General features: G+C 48.4%; 23 protein-coding genes. 16 read left to right on the forward strand and 7 right to left on the reverse strand.

Going from position 1 to position 20973, the window contains the following annotated elements:
• Nucleotide 1 precedes the first annotated feature (1 nt).
• From AC4EHB_RS13005 to AC4EHB_RS13015, 3 genes are read left to right on the forward strand one after another with little or no spacing between them, the layout of a single operon-like run.
• Nucleotides 2–904 (forward strand): ABC transporter ATP-binding protein, encoded by a 903-nt coding sequence (locus AC4EHB_RS13005; RefSeq protein WP_490981921.1) that lies wholly within the window; start codon nt 2–4, stop codon nt 902–904.
• On the forward strand, nt 904–2511 hold the full coding sequence (locus AC4EHB_RS13010; RefSeq protein ID WP_490981783.1) for an ABC transporter permease: 1608 nt from the start codon (nt 904–906) through the stop codon (nt 2509–2511). Before AC4EHB_RS13005 ends, AC4EHB_RS13010 begins: the two co-directional genes overlap by 1 nt.
• A 14-nt stretch (nt 2512–2525) precedes the next feature.
• Nucleotides 2526–2912, forward strand: coding sequence for a VOC family protein (locus tag AC4EHB_RS13015; protein ID WP_490976326.1), 387 nt, complete (start codon nt 2526–2528; stop codon nt 2910–2912).
• Nucleotides 2913–2953: 41 nt separating this feature from the next.
• Here AC4EHB_RS13015 and AC4EHB_RS13020 read toward each other — a convergent pair whose 3' ends face one another.
• Both AC4EHB_RS13020 and AC4EHB_RS13025 read right to left on the reverse strand, forming a co-directional pair.
• A complete protein-coding gene (locus tag AC4EHB_RS13020; RefSeq protein WP_490981784.1) occupies nt 2954–3646 on the reverse strand; it encodes an LrgB family protein in 693 nt (230 codons plus the stop codon).
• A 5-nt stretch (nt 3647–3651) separates the two neighbouring features.
• Complete coding sequence (locus AC4EHB_RS13025) at nt 3652–4020, reverse strand: CidA/LrgA family protein (RefSeq protein WP_490981785.1); 369 nt, start codon at nt 4018–4020, stop codon at nt 3652–3654.
• 194 nt (nt 4021–4214) lie between these two features.
• Here AC4EHB_RS13025 and AC4EHB_RS13030 point away from each other — a divergent pair, with 194 nt between their 5' ends.
• Together AC4EHB_RS13030 and brnQ are read left to right on the forward strand one after the other, a co-directional pair.
• Complete coding sequence (locus AC4EHB_RS13030; protein ID WP_490981786.1) at nt 4215–4910, forward strand: AIM24 family protein; 696 nt, start codon at nt 4215–4217, stop codon at nt 4908–4910.
• A 314-nt stretch (nt 4911–5224) separates the two neighbouring features.
• Entirely contained in the window at nt 5225–6595 is a 1371-nt protein-coding gene (brnQ, locus tag AC4EHB_RS13035; protein ID WP_490981787.1) for a branched-chain amino acid transport system II carrier protein, read from the forward strand.
• A 108-nt stretch (nt 6596–6703) separates the two neighbouring features.
• Here brnQ and AC4EHB_RS13040 read toward each other — a convergent pair whose 3' ends face one another.
• Nucleotides 6704–7354 (reverse strand): GntR family transcriptional regulator, encoded by a 651-nt coding sequence (locus AC4EHB_RS13040; RefSeq protein WP_490976321.1) that lies wholly within the window; start codon nt 7352–7354, stop codon nt 6704–6706.
• A gap of 199 nt (nt 7355–7553) precedes the next feature.
• Here AC4EHB_RS13040 and AC4EHB_RS13045 point away from each other — a divergent pair, with 199 nt between their 5' ends.
• The 6 genes from AC4EHB_RS13045 (at nt 7554) to AC4EHB_RS13070 (ending at nt 14530) form a co-directional block, all read left to right on the forward strand.
• Complete coding sequence (locus tag AC4EHB_RS13045; RefSeq protein WP_490981788.1) at nt 7554–8771, forward strand: class I SAM-dependent rRNA methyltransferase; 1218 nt, start codon at nt 7554–7556, stop codon at nt 8769–8771.
• A gap of 96 nt (nt 8772–8867) precedes the next feature.
• Nucleotides 8868–9173 (forward strand): DUF3817 domain-containing protein, encoded by a 306-nt coding sequence (locus AC4EHB_RS13050; RefSeq protein ID WP_490976319.1) that lies wholly within the window; start codon nt 8868–8870, stop codon nt 9171–9173.
• Between the two features lie 523 nt (nt 9174–9696).
• On the forward strand, nt 9697–10908 hold the full coding sequence (locus AC4EHB_RS13055; RefSeq protein WP_490976318.1) for an MFS transporter: 1212 nt from the start codon (nt 9697–9699) through the stop codon (nt 10906–10908).
• Nucleotides 10909–10957: 49 nt separating this feature from the next.
• Complete coding sequence (locus AC4EHB_RS13060; protein ID WP_490981789.1) at nt 10958–12697, forward strand: ABC transporter ATP-binding protein; 1740 nt, start codon at nt 10958–10960, stop codon at nt 12695–12697.
• Nucleotides 12698–12759: 62 nt separating this feature from the next.
• Nucleotides 12760–13524, forward strand: coding sequence for a MerR family transcriptional regulator (locus AC4EHB_RS13065; protein WP_490976316.1), 765 nt, complete (start codon nt 12760–12762; stop codon nt 13522–13524).
• Between the two features lie 160 nt (nt 13525–13684).
• Nucleotides 13685–14530: an endonuclease/exonuclease/phosphatase family protein gene (locus tag AC4EHB_RS13070; RefSeq protein ID WP_490976315.1), complete on the forward strand. Its 846-nt coding sequence runs from the start codon at nt 13685–13687 to the stop codon at nt 14528–14530.
• Nucleotides 14531–14603: 73 nt separating this feature from the next.
• Here AC4EHB_RS13070 and queF read toward each other — a convergent pair whose 3' ends face one another.
• Nucleotides 14604–15098, reverse strand: coding sequence for a preQ(1) synthase (gene queF / locus AC4EHB_RS13075; RefSeq protein ID WP_490976314.1), 495 nt, complete (start codon nt 15096–15098; stop codon nt 14604–14606).
• A 322-nt stretch (nt 15099–15420) separates the two neighbouring features.
• Between queF and AC4EHB_RS13080 the strand changes: the two genes are divergently transcribed.
• The 3 genes from AC4EHB_RS13080 to AC4EHB_RS13090 all read left to right on the forward strand — a co-directional run bounded on the left by AC4EHB_RS13080 (nt 15421) and on the right by AC4EHB_RS13090 (nt 16914).
• Nucleotides 15421–15954, forward strand: coding sequence for a TraR/DksA C4-type zinc finger protein (locus AC4EHB_RS13080; protein ID WP_490976313.1), 534 nt, complete (start codon nt 15421–15423; stop codon nt 15952–15954).
• A gap of 105 nt (nt 15955–16059) precedes the next feature.
• Entirely contained in the window at nt 16060–16410 is a 351-nt protein-coding gene (locus AC4EHB_RS13085) for a nuclear transport factor 2 family protein (RefSeq protein WP_490981790.1), read from the forward strand.
• A 105-nt stretch (nt 16411–16515) separates the two neighbouring features.
• Nucleotides 16516–16914, forward strand: a complete 399-nt coding sequence (locus AC4EHB_RS13090; protein ID WP_490981791.1) for a thiol-disulfide oxidoreductase DCC family protein — start codon at nt 16516–16518, stop codon at nt 16912–16914.
• Nucleotides 16915–16970: 56 nt separating this feature from the next.
• Here AC4EHB_RS13090 and AC4EHB_RS13095 read toward each other — a convergent pair whose 3' ends face one another.
• A complete protein-coding gene (locus AC4EHB_RS13095; protein WP_490981792.1) occupies nt 16971–18182 on the reverse strand; it encodes a DUF3238 domain-containing protein in 1212 nt (403 codons plus the stop codon).
• Nucleotides 18183–18363: 181 nt separating this feature from the next.
• On the opposite strand from AC4EHB_RS13095, the gene AC4EHB_RS13100 reads away from it, so the two are divergent.
• Nucleotides 18364–19218, forward strand: a complete 855-nt coding sequence (locus tag AC4EHB_RS13100) for a GAF domain-containing protein (protein ID WP_490976309.1) — start codon at nt 18364–18366, stop codon at nt 19216–19218.
• Between the two features lie 34 nt (nt 19219–19252).
• On the opposite strand, the gene AC4EHB_RS13105 is transcribed toward AC4EHB_RS13100, so the two are convergent.
• Nucleotides 19253–19753 carry a metallophosphoesterase family protein gene (locus AC4EHB_RS13105; protein ID WP_490976308.1) on the reverse strand — a complete coding sequence of 167 codons (501 nt, stop codon included), beginning with the start codon at nt 19751–19753 and terminating at the stop codon, nt 19253–19255.
• A 133-nt stretch (nt 19754–19886) separates the two neighbouring features.
• Between AC4EHB_RS13105 and AC4EHB_RS13110 the strand changes: the two genes are divergently transcribed.
• Nucleotides 19887–20417, forward strand: a complete 531-nt coding sequence (locus AC4EHB_RS13110) for a dihydrofolate reductase family protein (protein ID WP_490981793.1) — start codon at nt 19887–19889, stop codon at nt 20415–20417.
• 42 nt (nt 20418–20459) lie between these two features.
• Here AC4EHB_RS13110 and AC4EHB_RS13115 read toward each other — a convergent pair whose 3' ends face one another.
• Nucleotides 20460–20831 carry a PaaI family thioesterase gene (locus tag AC4EHB_RS13115; RefSeq protein WP_490976306.1) on the reverse strand — a complete coding sequence of 124 codons (372 nt, stop codon included), beginning with the start codon at nt 20829–20831 and terminating at the stop codon, nt 20460–20462.
• Nucleotides 20832–20973: the final 142 nt, after the last annotated feature.

A 20973-nucleotide genomic window follows, 5' to 3' on the forward strand; every position in this document is an offset into this window, starting at 1 on the left:
CATGGCTGTACTGAAGACCAGTGGATTAACGAAGAAGTTCGGTGAGTTCAAGGCGCTTGATGGTGTCGATATTGAAGTGGAAGCGGGAGAGGTTTTCGGCTTTATCGGCCCGAACGGATCAGGGAAATCGACGACGCTGCGCGTGTTGCTTGGCATCCTCCAAGCAACCGAAGGAAAGGCGGAAATCTTTGGCCTGGATGCGTGGAAAGACGCGGTGGAAATCCATAAACGGGTCGCCTATGTGCCGGGGGACGTCAATTTATGGCCGAATCTTACTGGTGGGGAAGTTATCGATTTATTCATCAAATTGCGGGGCGGCAAACCGGACGACAAACGGGAAGAGCTGATCCGCCGGTTCGATTTGGACCCGCGCAAGAAATGCCGGGCCTATTCCAAGGGCAATCGACAGAAAGTGGCGCTGGTCGCTGCCCTATGCATGGATGCCGACCTTTACATCCTCGATGAACCTACTTCCGGCCTGGATCCGCTGATGGAGCGGGTGTTCCAGGAATATGTCATGGAAGTGAAAGCGAAAGGCAAAAGCGTCCTCTTGTCAAGCCATATCTTGTCCGAAGTGGAAAAGATCTGCGACAAGGTGGCGATTATCCAACAAGGGAAGATTATTGAAACGGGAACGTTGAAAGAGCTTCGGCACTTGACCGGCACAATCGTCCAAGTCGAGACGAAACTGCCGATTGCCGGTTTGCGGGAAATGAAAGGCGTCAGCGGCGTCACGACCGAAGACGGAGCGGTGTCGTTTCAGGCGGATACGGAAGAGCTGGATGCCATCATGCGCCATATCAGCGCTTTCGGCATTACGCGAATGGACAGTTCCCCGCCAACATTGGAGGAGTTGTTCATCCGCCATTATGAAACAGCCGCTCGTCCGGGAGGCGGGGGTTAATGGGCAGTCATTTACTGCAAGGTACAAGTGCTCTGATGCGCTTTATCGTTCAGCGCGACCGCCTTCGGCTGCCTTTATGGCTGGTGTCATTCGTCGCCATGTCGTGCATCATCGCTTTTGCGTTCACTGGCTTGTACCAGAACGACGCGGAACGGCAGGCGATGGCGGAAACAATGCGCAATCCGGCAATGACAGCGATGGTCGGCCCGGGCTATGGTTTGGACAATTATACAATCGGAGCGATGCTGAGCCATGAAATGCTGCTGATGACGGCTGTGGTGGTCGGCCTCATGAATATCCTCCTGCTGACCCGCCATACGCGCGCGGACGAAGAAGATGGCCGTCTGGAGATGATCCGGTCGCTGCCGATCGGCCGGTTGTCGAACTTGCTGTCGGTGCTGCTCGTATTATTTGGAGTGAATGTCCTGCTTGCTGTTTTGACCGCGGTCTCATTGATGGCGCTGAACATCGACAGCATCGATGCCGAAGGGTCTTTCGTCTATGGCTTTGCGCTGGGTGCTGCAGGCATGGTATTCGCTGCAATAGCGGCTGTTTTCGCTCAGCTTTCCCAGAGTTCAAGGGGCACTGTCGGCTTGTCGATTACGGCCTTGCTGCTGGCGTATATGATCCGCGCAATCGGGGATCTGTCAGGCGGAACGCTATCGCTTTTTTCTCCGCTCGGCTGGATTCTCCGTACAGAGGCCTATGTCAATAATTACTGGTGGCCCATCTTCTTGACGGCTGGCGCGGCGTTTGTGCTTGTGCTTCTTGCACTGTATCTGAATTCGGTGCGCGACCTCGGCACCGGCTTTCTGCCGGTGCGTGCGGGGAGGCCGCATGCTTCCAAAGGGCTGGCAAACCCGTTTGGCCTGGCATTCCGGCTTCAACGGACGGGACTCATCGCATGGGCAGCGGGGCTTTTATTGATCGGCGCATCCTACGGCTCGGTGCTCGGCGACATGGAATCTTTTTTTGAAGATATCGATTTGATGCAGCAGCTGATTGTCCAGCAATCCGGGTTTTCCATAACTGAACAATTCATCCCTGTGCTAATGTCTGTTATGGCAATCCTTGGGACGATTCCGGTACTGATGGCGGTGCTGAAAGTGAAAGGGGAAGAAACCAACGGCCGGTTGGAGCATATCCTGAGCAAGGCCGTATCGAAAAATCGGCTGCTCGGAAGCTATGTGCTGCTCGCTATACTGGCAAGCTTTGTTATGTTGGGCCTGGCTGGCTTCGGTCTTGGCGGCGTCGGGACTTCTGTCATTGAGGAAGATCTGAAGCTCGGCATGTTCTTAAAGGCGGCGATGGCGTATGTGCCGGCGGCATGGGTGATGGTCGGCATAGCTGTGTTATTGCTCGGCTGGGCGCCGAGGTTCACCGGCATTATGTGGCTTTACATCGCTTTTTCTTTTATTGCCATTTATTTTGGTCGACTGTTTCAATTCCCGGATTGGGTGCAAAAGCTGACGCCTTATGGCTATGTTGCGAAAGTGCCGATTGAAACTGTGGATTATGGCGTTCTAAGCGCATTAGCTGCTGCCGCTGCCGTACTTTTAGTCATTGGATTTATAGGCTTCAATAGAAGAGACATCAGCCAATCATAAAGGAGAGGATTGCAATGGAACGGCAACTCCCGAAAGTTACCACTTTCCTAATGTTTACTGGGCAAGCGGAAGAAGCGATGAAATATTATACGGCTGTTTTTAAAGATTCTGCTATCGACAATGTCACTTACAACGAAAACGGGTCGGTGATGTTGGCCCAATTTCGGTTGGCGGATCAAGTTTTGCTGTGCATCGACAGCACGATCAAGCATGATTTCACTTTTACGCCGGCCATTTCGTTATATGTGACATGCGAAAACGAGTCGGAAATTGACCGCGCCTTCAGCCAGCTGTCTGAAGGCGGCGAAGAGCTGATGCCGCTCGGGGATTATCCGTTCAGCCGGAAATTCGGCTGGCTGATCGACCGTTTCGGTGTTTCCTGGCAATTGAATCTGCCATGACAGAACCCCCATGCGCCAATTGCGCATGGGGGTTCTGTTGTTTACATAAATAACAGCCAGACGATTGCGGGACCAAGGAACGAACCGGCTACGGCGCTCAACGTCATCGCTACTGAACTCATCGAGGCGTCTTCGATGCCATATTCAAAAGCTTTTGCGGTGCCAAGCCCATGGGCGGATGTGCCAAGGCCGATGCCGCGCCCGATGGCTGAATCGATGCGGAGCGTTTTTAGGAGCCAGGGACCGGTGAGGATGCCTGTAAACCCCGCGACCATGACGAATACAGCCGCCAAGGCTGGGATTCCGCCAAGCGAATCGGCAAGCTGCATCGCGACAGGTGTAGTAATCGATTTTGGCAGAATCGTTAAAATCATTTCGGCGGAAAAGCCCATCAATTTTGCCAGCAGCGCACCGCTGAGCATGCCCACCAATGCGCCTGCTGATACGCCGAGCGTGATGGGCACCAAGTTTTGCGCCAATAATTTCCGCTGCTTGTAAAGAGGGACTGCAAGTGCAACAACAGCTGGTCCGAGCAGCGCGCCAATCCACTGTCCGCCGAGCATATAGCGCTCGTAGGGGACTTCGAATAGCAACAGAATCACTATTAGCGCCGCGGTCGTCGTCAACACGGGCGTCAGAAGCGTCCAGCGGTATTTTAAGTAAAGAGCGTTCAAAAACAAGTAAGTGGCGATGGTTAATGCGGCAAACAGCAATGACAACAGAATCAGATCCATAAGCGTCATAAGCTCCTTTCGTCAGTGCGCCGGGAAGCCCATTGGCTGAGTACTGCGGATACGCCCATTGTCACCAATGTACTGATCATCGCAATGGCGATCAGCCACAGGCCCTTGCCCGTGAACAAATCGCCGTACTGTATGACACCGACCGTGGCCGGGATAAAATACAATGATAAAAAAGCGAGAAGGAATTGCGCGCCGGATTCAATCCACCGCAGCGGATAAATTTTCAGGAGCAATGCCATAAAAAGCAGCAAGAAGCCAATGATGCTGCCAGGAAGCGGTAAATTGAATAAATTCCGAAGCCACTCGCCAGCAACGTAAAATCCGTATAATACGATCAGCTGCGTAAAGGTGATTAAAAATTTCATTGGACATCGCGCCTTCCGGTGGGATTAGCAAAGCAAGCGGAGCTTACTTCCATAATTAGTTATTCTACAACACTTTCCTCTTGAAGCGGGGCATAAGATTCGTGAAATCCGAGAAACACCGCGGACAGATTAATGAAACCTTCAAGATGCGGCATCCGTAAATAGATACAATAGAAGGAAAGGGGAATTGAAACATGACGAATTACACGATTGCCGAATTTATCCGGCAGACCAAGCAGGACGAACAGGAAAACGATTATTTCGAGCTGGAAACACCGCGCATCCTGGAAGTGAATTTAGAGGATATGGTGTGGGCAAAAGCAGGTTCGATGATTTCTTATACCGGACAGATCAAGTTCGAGCGTGAAGGCGTTCTTGAACACGGCGTTGGCACAATGTTCAAAAAAGCATTGACCGGTGAAGGGACTTCGTTGATGAAAGCGGTCGGCCGCGGCCGGCTGTATCTGGCAGACAAAGGGAAAAAAATCACGATTTTTGAATTGAACGATGAAGCCATTACCGTCAACGGCAATGATTTGCTGGCCTTCGAACCGGGCATCCAGTGGGAAATCAAGATGATGAGGAAAATGGCCGGGGTCATGGCCGGTGGCTTGTTCAATGTGACGTTGAAAGGCAAAGGGCGGGTGGCAATCACTTCCCATTACGAGCCATTAACGCTGCTCGTGCGTCCGGGCGAGCCGGTGCTGACCGATCCGAACGCCACTGTTGCCTGGTCAGGCAACTTGAAACCCGAGTTCCGTACCGATGTTTCGCTGCGGACATTTCTCGGGCGCGGAAGCGGCGAATCGATCCAGATGGAATTTACAGGAGAAGGCTTTGTCATCGTTCAGCCGTTCGAAGAAGTGTACCTTAGCAGCAACGTTACATGATTAACTAACGGTTTTACAGTATACGAAATCCCGGTCTTCACAGGCCGGAATTTTTTATATGAAATTTCTATAAATCAGCAAGATTTCCTTTTTTTGAGAAAAATTATTTCGAAAAAGTGTGTTCTTTCATCAGATTTACAAAATTGACTGTTTTTTTGAAAATTTAAAGTAAATTATGTTGCATTTTTCTATGAATATTGTATTATGACTTTATGCGATATATTGCATACGGAAATTAGAGTGGCGAAATATTATTTTAACATTTCTTTTGTCATAGAAAATACAAAGCTTATTGCTTAGGAGGAAAAAGTGAAATGGATAAGAAGTTATCGTTTAGCGCGTATGTTGTCATAGGAATGATGTTGTTCGCATTGTTTTTTGGTGCAGGGAACTTGATTTTTCCGGCCCAACTCGGACAAGCTGCCGGCTCTGAAGTTGCATGGGCCATCCTGGGCTTTCTGATTACAGGCGTCGGCTTGCCGCTCCTTGGAATTTTAGCTATCGGCTACTCAAAGAGCAGTGATTTGCAAGACCTTTCGAGCCGTGTGCACCCCGTGTTCGGCATTATTTTTACATCACTTTTGTATTTAACAATCGGACCGTTCTTTGCACTTCCAAGAACGGGCGCTGTATCATATGAAATCGGCATTGCTCCTTTTGTTGGCGGAGACTTCGCATCAATCGGGCTGCCAGTGTTTACAGTGATTTTCTTCCTGATCTCATTATGGCTGTCGCTCAATCCTTCGAAACTGATCGATAATATCGGCAAATTCCTGTCGCCGGCAATTCTTGTTACGCTGGCTGCGCTATTGATTATGGCCGTGATAAATCCGATGGGCAAAGCGGCGGCTCCCCAAGAAGCTTACGCAAGCGGCGCTTTTTTAAAAGGATTCACAGAAGGTTATAACACGATGGATGCCTTGGCCTCTTTGGTATTCGGCATTATTGTCATTGCTACTGTCCGCAAATTGGGCGTCACTTCACCAAAAGGGATTTTATCCGCAACGCTGAAAAGCGGAGTTGTCGCTGCAGGGCTTCTGGCAATCGTTTATGCTGGCATCGCTTACCTGGGCTCAACCAGCACAAGTACTTTAGGGCTTTTTGAAACAGGCGGCCCTGTATTAAGCGGAGCATCGTCCCATTACTTCGGAACATTCGGTACGCTTTTGCTTGCGGTCATTATTACGCTTGCCTGTCTGACGACAGCTATCGGCCTGACCGTCGCCAATGCGGAATACTTCCACAAATTGATGCCGAGAATCAGCTATAAAGCATACGTGGTCATTTTCTCGGTCTTCTCTTTAGTGGTGGCAAACGCGGGTCTTTCAAACATCATCGCTTATTCGGTTCCTGTCTTGATGTTCTTGTATCCACTGGCCATCGTCTTGATCATCTTGGCGTTCCTTTCACCGGTATTCAAACACGATCGAATCGTTTACGCAGCTGCTATGGCAGCGACATTCTTTATCGCAATCATCGATGGATTGAAGACGCTGACTGCGTCGCTCGGCATTGCCAATCCCGATTGGTTGCAGTCGATCATCGATTTCTATGCCGCATCATTGCCGCTTTACAATGAAGGGCTTGGCTGGATTGTCCCAGCACTGGCTACTATTGCCGTATTTACCGTCATTGCGCGAAACCGGAAAGGCGTCAATGTCCAAACGGCGCGCAACGAAGCATAAGTTTTTAAATGGAAGCCGATTCGAAAATCGAGCCGGCTTCCATATCAAAAAAAGCTGTCTCTAGAGCTTAACGCTCAAGAGACAGCTTTTTTCTATGGCATTCGGAAGCTATAGCGATAACTCGTCCACTGTGCGGTTCCAATTCGCTTTCATCAGCATGCAGACTTTATCAGGGTCTTGTTCTTTTAGCGCGCCAATGATTTGGCTGTGTTCTTCAACAGACTGCTGGGTCAAAATCAAAGAATGGTGGAAAAACTGTCTGCGGACATGCGCTTGCAGACGGCCAAGGATGGTGTCGACATACGGATTGCCGGCAGCGTCTACGATATGTTGATGGAATTCCTGATCGATTTTCAATGCCGAGAAATTATCCCGGGCTTTTATAGCATCAGCAAAACGCTGATTTGTTTCGGTGAGTAAATTTATCAATTCGCTGTCTAAGCGGGGTATGGCCAATTCGGCAGCCAGTGCCTGTAGAGCAGAAAGCGGCGGCAACAAGGTTTTGAGATCTTCCTTTTCTACCCGTGTCACACGGGTCGCCTTGCCGGGGAACATTTCCACGAATCCCTGTACCTCCAATAATTGCAGCGCTTCCCGAATGGGGGTCCTGCTTAAATTCAACGCTTGCGCAAGTTCCGTATCAGCCAATTTTTCATCGGGCTTTAAGGTGCCATCAATAATCCATTGCTGTAATTGGTTATACGCGCTTTCTTTCGCGGACATGCGAATCGGTTTTGCGTGATTTACTGGAATCGGCATTGCAAGTGCACCCTTTCTCTTGCTGTTAATAATAAAAGTATACACCAATTTGTGGGAATGTTAAATATTCTTTATGCAATATATCGCTTTACTGCTTCGGATCTTGCGGCAAGGCATTCCAGGCGGCGGTATGATTAGCCACGTGATTGTAATACACTGAAGAGAAGACAATCGATTTTAAAGAATAGGATGAGTGATGATGAGACAAGAACTTACGATCAAAGTGAACGATAAAGCGAAAGCGGAGTTCCAAAGGGGCTATCCCCTAATTGCTAAAGAAGCGCTTGAAAATGTGGATGTGCTTGAAACAGAAGGCACCATCGTCAACTTGACGGATAAACAGGATAAGTTCCTAGCAAAAGGCTATTACGGCAAACAAAACAAGGGCTACGGCTGGGTATTGACGCGCAATAAAGACGAAGCAATCAGCCAAGGGTTTATTGAGCGGACGCTGGCAGCAGCAATTGCGGAACGCAAAAGTTTTTACGATGACCCCAACACAACGGCATTCCGTGTGTTCAACGGAGAAGGCGACGGCTTCGGCGGTTTGTCGATCGACTATTACGGCGGATTTTACCTTGTCAGCTGGTACAGTGAAGGTGTTTATTCGTTTAAGGACGAAGTGGTAGCAGCGCTGCAGAACGTTGCAGACTGCAAAGGGATTTACCAGAAAAAACGCTTTGATGCGAAAGGGCAATACATCGAAGAAGACGACTTCGTAGCAGGCGAACGCGGCGAATTCCCGTTGATCGTCAAAGAAAACGGCATTAACTTCGCCATTTATTTGAATGATGGTGCGATGACTGGCATTTTCCTCGACCAGCGCGATGTCCGCAATGCCATCAAAGAACGCTATGCAAAAGGCAAGACAGTGCTGAACACGTTTTCTTACACAGGGGCATTCTCGGTAGCTGCTGCACTAGGCGGGGCCATGAAGACGACGAGCGTCGATTTAGCGAAGCGCAGCAATAGCAAAACCATTGAGCAATTCAGTGTCAACGGCATCGATTACGAAAGCCAGGACATCCTTGTGATGGACGTCTTCAATTATTTTAAATACGTAAAGCGCAAAGAATTGAAATTCGACTTGGTCGTCCTCGACCCGCCAAGTTTTGCGCGTTCGAAAAAATACACGTTCAGCACATCGAAAGACTATACGCATCTGATGCGGGAAGCCATCGCCATCACTGAAGATAAGGGCGTCATCGTGGCTTCGACGAATAGCGCATCGTTCAGCATGCAGAAATTCAAAGGCTTTATCGAAAAGGCATTCACAGAAGAAGACATGTCGTATAAGATCGTCGAAGAATACACTTTGCCGAAAGATTTCCGGGTGCGCAAAGAATTTAAAGAAGGCGATTACTTGAAAGTCTTATTCGTAAAACTGGGCAAACGGAAAAATGTGGCGGAATCTTGAAGGGTTAATGGCTAAAAAGCGCCATTTGCTGTTCTCCTGCTTGTTTCCAACCCTCCATCCCTTCTATAATAAAAAAATAGATAGCGAGGGGAAAAGATGATTAAAAATGCATTAAGCAAGTTCCGGTTCATGGGATTGCTTGAAGGAAGTTCGTTGTTGATCTTATTGTTTCTGGCCATGCCGTTAAAATATTTCTTTGGGTTTCCAGAGGCTGTCAGTGTTGTCGGCGCGGTCCACGGAGGGTTGTTCACGGTTTACTGCGTGATGATCGCTTATATGACGTTCATCTTCAAATGGCCGTTCCGTTTTTCAGTGGCTGCAGTGGCAGTCGCTTTCATCCCGTTCGGAAATTTCCTGCTGGACAGACGCCTTGAAAACTGGCAACAAGCAAAAGCTGTTTAAAACACCTGCAGACACAAGTCTGCGGGTGTTTTTTCGATTGAGGGCAATTTTTTCATTGCGCTCTAGGCGGACGCGTTCCGCGGGCACGGCCTCAGCATCGCTTCGAAAACCGTTGCTCCTGTCCCTGTCCCTGCAACGCTTCGCTAGCTTCGGGACAAAAAGTGCGTTGCAGCGCTTTGCGCTTCGTCGCAAACAAGTTGGACAAAATTCTTTTGTCCAACTTGTTCGCCGCCTTTCACTCTACTCAAAGGGGAGTCTAAATAGAAAATCATTTCTTGTATCTAAGTACTGGAAAGATATGATTTCTAAAGTTGGTTCTAGACTCCGGATATGGAGCAAAACAGTTCTGACTCCCGCAGGAAAGCGGGACTGTTTTGCGAAATATCGGCTCACTTAGCAGCTTGATAACTAATCTGAAAATGAAGGTTTTCAAACGAGAAAAAAGCTCAATGCTGGAAATGTCTTCGTGTGGAGAAATATTCTATAATGGAAGTGATTAGGATTTTGGATGGGAGGCAGGCTGATGGCTAAAATAGCGACATCCCCAGTGGTGGGGAATCCAGTATACCCTGTCATGTTCGCGATGGGGGCATGCCATCTTTTAAATGATTCGCTTCAGGCGGTCATCCCGGCGATGTTTCCAATTCTGGAGGCAGATCTGGGCCTGACCTTCACGCAACTCGGGATGATTGCGTTTGCGCTCAATATTGTCGCGTCCGTGCTGCAGCCGGTCGTCGGGTTTATCAGCGATAAAAAACCGATGCCTTTCGCGCTGCCGTTCGGTATGGCAAGTTCGTTTCTAGGCATGGCAGGACTGGCATTCGCACCGGAATATTGGATGATTGTGGTGTCAGTGATGTTCCTGGGCTTGGGATCCGCGGTTTTCCATCCGGAAGGATCCCGCGTTTCGTTTATGGCGGCGGGGCATCGCCGCGGTTTGTCGCAATCGATTTACCAGGTGGGCGGCAACTCGGGGCAGGCATTGGCGCCGTTGATCAGTGCATTTATCTTGGTGCCGCTCGGCCAGCAAGGAGCGGCGTTATTTCTTTTTGTTGCGGCGCTTGGGATTTTCATCCTTTCGCGCATTTCAATGTGGTACAAAGCTGAGCTGGCGCGTGAACGGGCAGGCAATGGCAGGAAAGTGCTGTTGTCGTCATTGCCGGAGCTGTCGAAAAAGCAGGTTGGAATCGCATTGGCACTGCTGCTGGTCATCATTTTTGCGCGTTCGTTCTATGTCACGAATATAACAAGCTTTTATATTTTCCATTTGATAGAAGAATATGGGCTGACGATTCAGAAGGGCCAACTTTACATATTCCTGTTCCTGGCATTGGGAGCGGCAGGGACCTTTTTTGGAGGGCCATTGGCGGACCGCATTGGACGTAAGAATGTCATCGTCTTATCACTATTGGTGCCGATTCCGCTTGCACTTGCATTGCCATACGTTACGTTGGGGTTTGTGGTTATGCTGCTGGCGTTTATCGGATTTTTCATTATGCTTAGCTTCTCGGTAACGGTCGTTTATGCACAAGAACTGGTGCCCAGCAAGATCGGAACGATGTCAGGGCTGACGGTCGGGCTGGCTTTCGGCATGGGTGCGATTGGCGGTGTAGCTATCGGGATGTTGATGGATGCCATCGGAATTTATGAGACGATGGTCGTTGTGTCATTTTTGCCGATTATTGGGCTGGTCGGAATGGCGTTGCCGAAAGACCGGAAAGTCTCCGCTGCTTAACAGGGGGAGAATCGTTAAGGATTAAAAGGATGGAATGGAGTTTTAATGGATGAAAGAAAAAGAGGAAGCAATTGGCTTAAAACCGTTTTTGGCATTGTTGATGTCGTTGAAAATTCCAAAAGCTGCTCTGTCCTTCGGGCTTGCCGCAAGTTTGGTGACGACGCTTGTCGGATTAGCCGTGCCGTTATTGACGAAAGACTTGGTGGATGGCTTCTCGCTCGATTCGTTGAGTATGCCGCTGATGGTAGGTATCGGTGCAGCGTTTATCCTGCAGGCCATCATTAACGGCGTCTCAATTTATCTGTTGAGCAAAGTGGGCCAGCGCATCGTCGCAGGATTGCGGGAGCGCATGTGGGTCCATTTGATTCGTTTGCGCGTCAGCTATTTCGATCAGCAATCGAGTGGCGAGACGGTGAGCCGGGTGGTCAATGATACCGGCATTGTGCGGAATCTGATTACCGATCATTTCCCGCAATTTGTTACGGGGATCATTTCCATTATTGGTGCTGTAATTATCTTAGCGGTTCTGGACTGGAAAATGACTCTTTTGATGATGGTATCAGTGCCGCTGACAGTAGCGATCATGATTCCGCTTGGCCGGCGCATGGCGAAGATTTCGCGCAGCCTGCAGGATGAAACGGCGCAGTTCACCGGGCATGTCCAGCAAACTTTAAGTGAAATCCGTTTAATGAAATCATCGACAGCTGAACAAGTCGAAGAAAAGAAAGGCCTTCGTGGAATTACAGGCTTATACGATATTGGCATGAAAGAAGCGAAAATTTATGCATTGATTGCGCCGCTCATGTATTTGGCTGTCATGCTGGTCATTGTCATGATTTTGGGCTACGGAGGTATCCGTGTAGCAGAAGGTTCAATGTCGACAGGGTCGCTTGTCGCGTTCCTTCTGTATTTGTTCCAAATCATTGTGCCGCTCGCTACGTTTGCCCGTTTCTTTACGGAATTGCAAAAAGCGAAAGGCGCAACGGAACGTATCATCGGAATTTTGGCGGTGCCGCTTGAAGAAGCGCAAGCCGGCACCCAAATGGACATTGCCGGAAAAACTTTGCGCGCCGACAACGTCAGTTTTGCTTATGAAACTGGAGAACCGGTGCTGGCGGATATTTCTTTTGAAGCACAGCCGGGAGAAATGATCGCTTTTGCGGGGCCGAGCGGCGGCGGCAAAACAACGGTGTTCAGTTTGCTGGAACGCTATTACGAACCGGCATCCGGTGAAATCACCATCGGCGGCGTCGGAATCAGCAGTATATCCCTGGATGCCTGGCGCAGCCAGATTGGTTACGTATCGCAGGAAAGCGCCATGATGGGCGGCACCATACGCGCGAATCTGACGTATGGCCTGCCCGAGGCTGAAGAGATTCCAGACGAAGAGTTATGGCGTGTTTCGCGCATGGCTTATGCGGAAGGCTTTATCAATGAATTCCCGGACGGGCTCGATACGCAAGTCGGTGAAAGGGGCGTCAAATTATCAGGCGGCCAGCGCCAACGGATCGCCATTGCGCGCGCCTTTTTGCGGGATCCTAAAATCCTCATGATGGATGAAGCGACAGCGAGCCTCGACAGCCAGTCAGAAGGCATTGTCCAGCAGGCGCTTAGCCGTTTGATGGAAGGGCGCACGACATTCGTCATTGCCCATCGCTTGTCGACGATCGTTGACGCGGACAAGATTGTCTTTATTGAAAAAGGGCGCGTCACTGGAACCGGCACACACGAGGAATTGGCCGCATCGCATGCGCTCTACAGGGAATTCGCAGAGCAACAATTGACCTGAAATTCCCGCTTGACCTTGACGCAACGGCAAGGTGTAAAGTAGATGCATCAGGAGGTGGGCGTATGGAGTACACGATTCAAAAGCTCGCGCATATAGCGGGTGTCAGTACGAGGACATTGCGCTATTACGATGAAATCGGATTGCTCGAGCCGGCACGGAAAAATTCCGCCGGCTACCGAATCTATGGCCGCAACGAAGTGGATAAGCTTCAGCAAATTCTTTTTTACAGGGCGCTTGGACTGGATCTCGGAAGCATCAAAGAAATCGTCAACAATGCGGCATTCGACGGGACCTCAGCTTTGCAAGCGCATCGCCGCCAGCTCCTTGAGCAGCGCACGCAGCTCGACCGCCTGATTAATAATGTGGAAAAAACAATTTCCGCAAAGGAGGGGACGATTAGCATGAGCGACAGCGAAAAATTCGAAGGCTTCAAGAAAGAGCTGATTGAAGACAATGAGCAACGCTATGGCAAGGAAGTGCGAGAGACATACGGCGATGATATCGTTGACCAATCAAATGCCAAAATGTTCAATATGAGCGAAGCGCAGTACAGTGACTTTATGCATATTGAAAAGAGGTTGCTGGCAAAACTCGCGGAAGCAATGGAGACGGGCGATGCCTCAAGCGCAGCTGCGCAGGAAGCGGCAGCACTGCATAAAGAATGGCTGGACTTCACTTGGCCATCCTACAGCAAAAGAGCGCATGCAGGGCTTGCGCAGATGTATACCGACGATCCGCGTTTTTCGGCCTATTATGAGAAGGTCCGTCCGGGAGCAGCCGAATTCCTGCGGGATGCCATTCATGTGTATGTCGGATTTCAGCAATAAACAAACGCAAAAGGCAGTTCCGGTTTTCCCGGAGCTGCCTTTTTACATATTCTTTACAATCCTTAACATGTGCGATATTAACACGCAACAATAGCCTGCTACAATAACTTTAACTCGGGTGCTTGCCAGTGAATTGCTTGATTCTAAAGGAGATGTTTGTATGCACGCAGGAAGAATGGAAGCGAATATTTCGGTTAAAGTCATGTCATTCAATATTGCTCATGGCTTGGGTATGGACGGCATTGTGGATTTGGAAAAAACAGCATCGGTCATAGAAGATTCATGTGCCCACGTTATTGGATTGCAGGAAGTGGACCGGTTCTTCTCGGACCGCAGCTCGTTTATGGACCAAGTGGATTGGCTCAGCGAAAGGCTTGGGATGCATGCCGCATTCGGAGCGAACTTAGACATCGAATCAGCTTTAGCCGACCAGCCGCGCCGCCAATACGGCAATGCCATTCTTAGCAAATACCCGATCAAATACTCGGAAAATCATTCCCTGACACCTGTCAAAAGTGATTTCGGCACAAATGAGCAGCGCGGAATCCTCGAAGCGGTTGTGGAAGTGAAAGGCAAGCATATCCATGTCTTCAATACGCACCTTGCATTGAAAGAGGAAGAGCTTAAAGTAAACATCGGAGAACTGCTGAATATTTCAGGCAAGCGCCATTTGCCGCGCATTGTGCTAGGTGATTTCAATGCGCCGCCGCAGCATCCCCATATCCAAAAACTCAACGGTCCTTATTCGGACGCTTTTTTGAAGATGAAAAGAGGGAATGCCTACACGTATCCTGCCCCTTATAAAAATGTAGAAACCGGGGAAATCTTTAACCCAGCGACGCGGATTGATTATATTTTCTCATGCTCACAACTAGAAGTAATCCAAAGTGCAGTCATGCATACCGATGTGTCGGACCATTTGCCGATCGTAGCCGATTTTCTCTTGGTGCCCGCAAAAGTCGGTACCAAACAACCGGCAAAATTGGCTCCACAAAAAATTTGGTGAAAAGCGAATAAGCCTCTACCGGACATTTATACGAAAAATCGCCAGCATGAGCACCATGCTGGCGATTTTTTTATTATCGGTTAGTGATTGTTTCAGGATTCATGTCGTGGTTCATCATGCGGTATGAAGCCATTTCTTCGTATTTGGTGCCTGGTTTTCCGTAATTCGTATAAGGGTCAATCGATAAGCCGCCGCGTGGCGTGAATTTGCCCCATACTTCGATATAGCGGGGATCGAGCAGTTTGATCAAGTCATTCATAATGATGTTGACGACATCTTCATGGAAGTCGCCATGGTTGCGGAAGCTGAATAAATACAGTTTCAGCGATTTGCTCTCCACCAATTTTTTATCAGGGATAAAGCTCAAGTAAATTGTCGCAAAATCAGGCTGTCCTGTCTGCGGGCATAGCGATGTGAATTCCGGGCAATTGAATTTTACGAAATAATCGCGGGTATGCAGATTATCGATCGCTTCAAGGATATCCGGGTCATACTCGAATTTGTATTTCGTGTTTTGATTGCCGAGAAGTTCTAGGTGGTCCAATGTTTCTTCGTTGCGTCCTGCCATATAAAAGGCCTCCTTCAAGTGTGTGGGCTTGAGAGAGGCCTATAAAATAAGGAAGAGGAAAAAGCCGGTTGCGTCTGAAGGCGGCTGAATTCGTCGATCCATAGTTTTTTATAGAGGGTGAAATGCTATGAACCTCTCCCGTTGCCGGCTTATGAATTTTCAATAGCTTCACTCATAGTAAAAGACTTTCAGAACGCTGTCAAATTCATTTTTCAGCACAGAGCTTGAAATCGCGAATCGCCAGCGCTGAAAACCCCTCCAGGTTTGATTTTGCTGAAAAAGGCAATATACAGAACAAGCAGTTTTTTGAGGAGGAATAACCATGACAGACAAACAACTTAAACAAATGCAGGCAATATTGATCGAACAAAAAGAACGGCTTGAAGGGCGCATCGAACATAAAGAGGAATTCGAGCGTACAGAGCTTTCCAATTACGATAACCATCCGGCAGACAATGCAACGGACCTTTTCGACCAGGAACGCGGAATGGCAATCAATCAGTTTAAACAAGAAGAACTGGATGAAACATATGACGCGCTTGCCGCAATACAAACCGGGACTTACGGAAAGTGTTCAGTATGCGGAAAAGACATTCCGTTCGAACGGCTAGAAGCTTTGCCGACAGCATTGACGTGCATTGAGCATGCTCATCAGAATCCGGATTTGACGACACGGCCGCCTGAAGAAGATGCCCTAGGCAGTTCGACTTCCCGGCCAGCCAAAAAAGACGACAGCCGGCTGCGCGATTACGAAGACAGTTTCGAGGATGTCGAAGATTTCGGCTCTTCTGACGGCCCACAAGACCAGCCGGGCAAACACATGGACGAATTCTACGATGACGAGAAAAAACAATAAGTCATATCCCCGCTTACAGAAGCGGGGATGTTTTTTTATCGCCTTATTGACTGGGGGCAGGCAGTTGCCTAAAGTTAAAGAAATACCGTTAAAGGAAGTGTCCGAATGGAAGAGTTAAAACAACAGATTTACCGTCTTGAATGCAGCCACCTCAAGCCTGAAGTGCGGAGTTCCAAAGAGAAAATCGGCGCGGTGCTGGATGATGAATTTTTTGAAATCGGCAGTTCCGGATACATGATCTACCGTGCCGATATCGAACGTGACCATGCTTTGTCAACGGACCCATTAACAATCTCCGATTTCCAGCTGCACGAACTTGGACCGGAAGCGGTGTTGACGACTTATAAGATTGTCAATGAACAGAGTGGGCGCGAAACACTGCGCAGTTCGGTCTGGAAAAAGAGGGCGTCAGGCTGGAGACTATTCTTCAATCAAGGGACTGTGACAGGCCATTAGTGTTTGAGCAGGAGCAAAAGAGGTTATTTAATAGCTATGTAGGTTGAAATCGGACAAACCGTTTCAGCCATGTATATGGCTTTTTTAATGAAGGAGGAAATAATAATGGAACATGCGATTATTTTATTCGATGGAGATTGCAATTTTTGCGACTCCAGCGTCCAGTTCATCATAAATCATGACCCTGCAGGATATTATCAATTTGCTTCACTGCAAAGCGATATCGGCAAAGAGCTCAGCAGAAAGCACGATGTGCCAGCTGACGTAGACAGCTTGGTGCTAATCAAAAACGGGCAAGCTTTTGTGAAATCGGAAGGTGCATTGATGATTTCCAATCATTTGACGGGCCTTTGGAAACTCGCTCATTACTTGAAGCCGTTCCCGCGTTTCATTGGAGACGCAGCGTACGATGTGATTGCAAAAAACCGTTATAAAGTATTCGGCAAGCTTGATAGCTGCATGCTGCCGCCGCCTCATATCCGCAAACGATTCTTGGACAAATGACAAAGAGCCGAGGCGCATTGCGCTTCCGGCTCTTTTTTTGCCTTTTACAATTATTTTCAATGAAAATTGAATATGCGCCAGTACTGGCTGGCAATTGCGTCGGACATCCATGCAAGGCCTTTGCTTTCCGCTTGGTGAATTTCCTTCCAGCTGCTTTCGGCACCAGTACGCAAATAAACTTCGTGGTTCGGCGCCTGATCGTGCATGCCGGCAATATCGTAATGGCTGTCCCTGTAAAACCTTGCCGCAACGTCATAGTCGATATTTGGGGAAGGGGTCAGCGGGTTGCCGACACTATGATGCAATTGCACTGTAACGTTCCGTTCATCTTCTTCCACTGTTTCCAAGTAGACATCATCAGCAGAAGCCACATCGGCTTTCCGGAATTTCTTGCGCCAATCATAAGCGATACTGATGCCGACGTCTTTAGTGAATTTGATGGCAGCGTCGCTTTCCTTCAAGTCGATATTGAAGTTCACTTGCGTCCGGTAATGGGAAGAATCGGCGTCAAACCCTCGATCGTCACCTGAAAAATAGCGGTTGAATGACAATAGATTGGGATTGAGCAAAAAGTCATCAGGCAAGAATGTGCTATAGCGGAAATCCCATTTAAGGTTCTGGTCTTCGACATCCGTTGTCGGTGAACCCGATAAGAGATAATCGGCAGAGGCTAATTCAAAGGTAATACCGAACTTTTCCATGGCCGCTTCATCTTGTGAAGACTTTATATTGAGCAAGCCGAAAACATGGGCAGCCAGGGATTTTTCTTTACTGAAAGTGGATTCGGATTTTTCAAGAGGCCGTTTGGCTCTTACCTGATACGTGTGCCCGATTTCTTTCGAAGCACTGTAATCGGAGAATTGGTTTTTTTCGGTAGTGCCGATCAATTGTCCATCCCGATAAATTTCGAATTCCTCAAGCCCTTCAATGGCACTCCAGGCCAATGAAATTTTCGGGTTGGAAACAATGGCAGTGACGGCGGCCCGCTCGAGGAGGTTGTTGCAGTCCTCAGACCGGTTTTCGGTAGAGGTCCGCATTTTGATCCGTTCTTTGGCGGTCCCAGACGCATCGAGCCGTTCGATTGTGTACGTGTAAAGTTCACCCGACTCCAAGCCAGTGTCCTGAAAAGAATTGCCTGTGCCGCTGTATATCGTTTCAGCATCTCTTTTCACTTTGCAGGTGTCGCCGGTATGGGTCCATTTAAACTCGATGATTGAATCTGTCTGATGCAGCAATTCGATTTCCAAGCTATCTTCTTTCGCATTCATCCGCTTCAGCTCCTTTAAAAGGGTATGTTAGGCTATACCCGCTTGTGGAAACTCCTGAACCTTTTCTTTGGATGTCTGAAGCGCCCTGCATGAATTTGCAAAGCACAGAAACAAATAGTATGTTTAAAAAAAGAATCTAAGACGGTAGACGGGTGCCGGCCTCATGAAGGAGGAAGAGAAAATGTCTTTGAAAGATATGAAAAAGCTGAGGAGCTTCCAGAATTTTGACGAGGCTGCTGAACACATCTTGCATATGCTCAGCAAGCAAATGAACATCAATACCTTATTTATTGCGAAAAACGACGGCATCACCAATAAAATCATCAAAGCGGTCAACACCAGAGAAGAGTTGGTGCAAGAAGGCAGCTCCACGCCTTTTGAACAGACTTTTTGCAGCCTGAGCGTCAATTATGGCGATGAGCCATTGAAGATTGACGATATCTCAAAAAGCGGAGATGCTGGAAAGCTCAAGATCGCTTCGCAATTCAATAACGGCTCTTTCATGGGAATTCCGGTTTATTATGAAAATGGCGACATCTATGGCACGATTTGCGGACTGGATAACCAGCCCTTCGACTTTACAGAAGAACATCAGCAAGCGTTTGAAATGATGTCAGCGCTTTTGACGTATGTATTGGAGCTCGAGAAAGCAAACGAACAAATCCAGTCGCTTTCCTCTCCGCTTGTGCCTGTTACGAAAGGCGTCTCCATCCTGCCAGTAATCGGGCATATCACGCCACGGCGTGCACAGGCGATTATTGAGGATGTGCTGGAGAAATGCGGCGTAGAAATGGATTATTTGATCATAGATGTTTCTGGCGTCACACAACTCAACTCGGAAGTGGGCAAGTATTTACTGATGCTTGTCAGTGCGTTGAAAATCATAGGTGTCACACCGGTCATTACCGGCATACAGCCATTCATGGCATTAAAAGTGCCACATTTCGCAGAGGCTTTAAAAGGTGAGATCATTGAAGCGAATCTTGAAACCGCGTTAAGCAAGCTCGGCTTCGTGCTGAAAAGAAAAGAACAATAAAAAAGTGGATTGGGCGATGCCCGATCCACTTTTTTTATTGTTCTTTGTCAAAAAATACATGGCGGAGTTGCCAGGAGTCGCTGATTTCCAGCAGACCGAACGAGTACTGGGGCTGGCGCCGCTTGTCCGTAGGGGAACCAGGATTGAAAAGCGTCACGCCGCCTGCATCGCGCATAACGGGGATATGGGAATGGCCGAATACGATGATGTCGACATTGTCGTCAGCGAATGCTTCAAACGCCCGCTGTTCCGTCGTATTGCGAATGCCGTCGCCGTGGATAACGCCAATTTTTAAGCCTTCAATCTCGAAAATCTTCTTCTTGCCGAACCTGTCGAGAATGTCCCAAGGGTCGACATTGCCAGTGACTCCGTCCGTTTCCGCGTAGGCCGATAATTCGTAAAAGACATCCATCGTCTGCCAGTCTCCGGCATGAATGATGAAGTCAGCCTTTTGGCATTCAGCAACCAACACCTGCGGCAGCTTTTTAGCGCGGATGGGAATGTGCGTATCCGATACAATGACGATCTTTTTCATGTGAGAGCCTCCCTCAGAGTGGATTTCTTACACTTTACCAAAAGAGCAAAGCGGAAGCCATTGATTATAAAAAAGGAAAACGGCAAAATAGAAGCAGGTGATTGAAATTGAACAAAAATAAGGAGGCAACGAGATGACAAGTAAGCGGAAAGTCAGCTGTTACATTGCGGCAAGCCTGGACGGTTTTATTGCGACAAAAAGTGATTCATTGGACTGGCTGTTCAAAGTGGAAATGGACGGGGACGCAGGGTATGCCGACTATATGGAAACGATTGATACTGTCGTTATGGGGCGCCGCACGTATGATTGGGTGATGGAACATGAGAACGGCAAGTATCCGTATCCCGATAAAAAATCATATGTATTTTCCAAATCGGCATCTGGCGCTGATGAGCATGTCACTTTTACCGATGAAGCGATTCCCGATTTTGTGGAGCGGCTCCGGAAAGAACCCGGAAAAGGCATCTGGGTCATTGGCGGCAGCCAATTGCTGCACGCTTTTCTGAAAGAGCGGCTTATCGATGAACTGATCATCTCGTATGCCCCGGTGCTAATCGGAGCCGGCATTCCGCTGTTTCAGCCGATGGACATGGAGACGGAGTTTACGTTATTGAGCGCAAAACAAACCGGCCAATTCGCCCAGCTGCACCTTATAAGGAAATAATGCATTACTGAAAATCCGAAAGCATCGCGCTTTCGGATCTTTTTATTGATTAAACAAAATCGCTTTCGCTTTTGCGATGACGTGGTCGTGGTCATCGTGGATAATGCAGTCTGCGTGTGTGAGGTTCGCACCTTCTTTTACGGCAAATGCGCGCGCGATCAGGGTCCCGGATTTTGATTTCTTTAAAAACGTCACATTCAAATCGATGGCGACGACTTTCGGCCGGCCGTTTTCATCGGGCGAAACGGCGTTGCGGAGCGCTGCGTCAGCGAGCGTAGAAATGATGCCGCCGTGTATGAATCCGGAACTGGCAGTAAAAACCGGCTTTATGGGCAACGTCAATTTAACGCTCGTGTCGGTGATCCGTTCGTATTTCACTTCAAGGAATTCATCAAAAGGCTGTGGAATGAACATGGCATTACCTCCTTGGGACATTCGTGTGTGATAAGGTATTCGCTTTAAAGCTAAGGGATTCCTTTTTAATAAAGCCTCACTTAAGGCTTTTCTCATATAAATATTGCAAAAATGATGGAAAATTGTCCCTTTCCAAGAAAGC

The organism is Planococcus sp. TJ-302 (assembly GCF_058268455.1).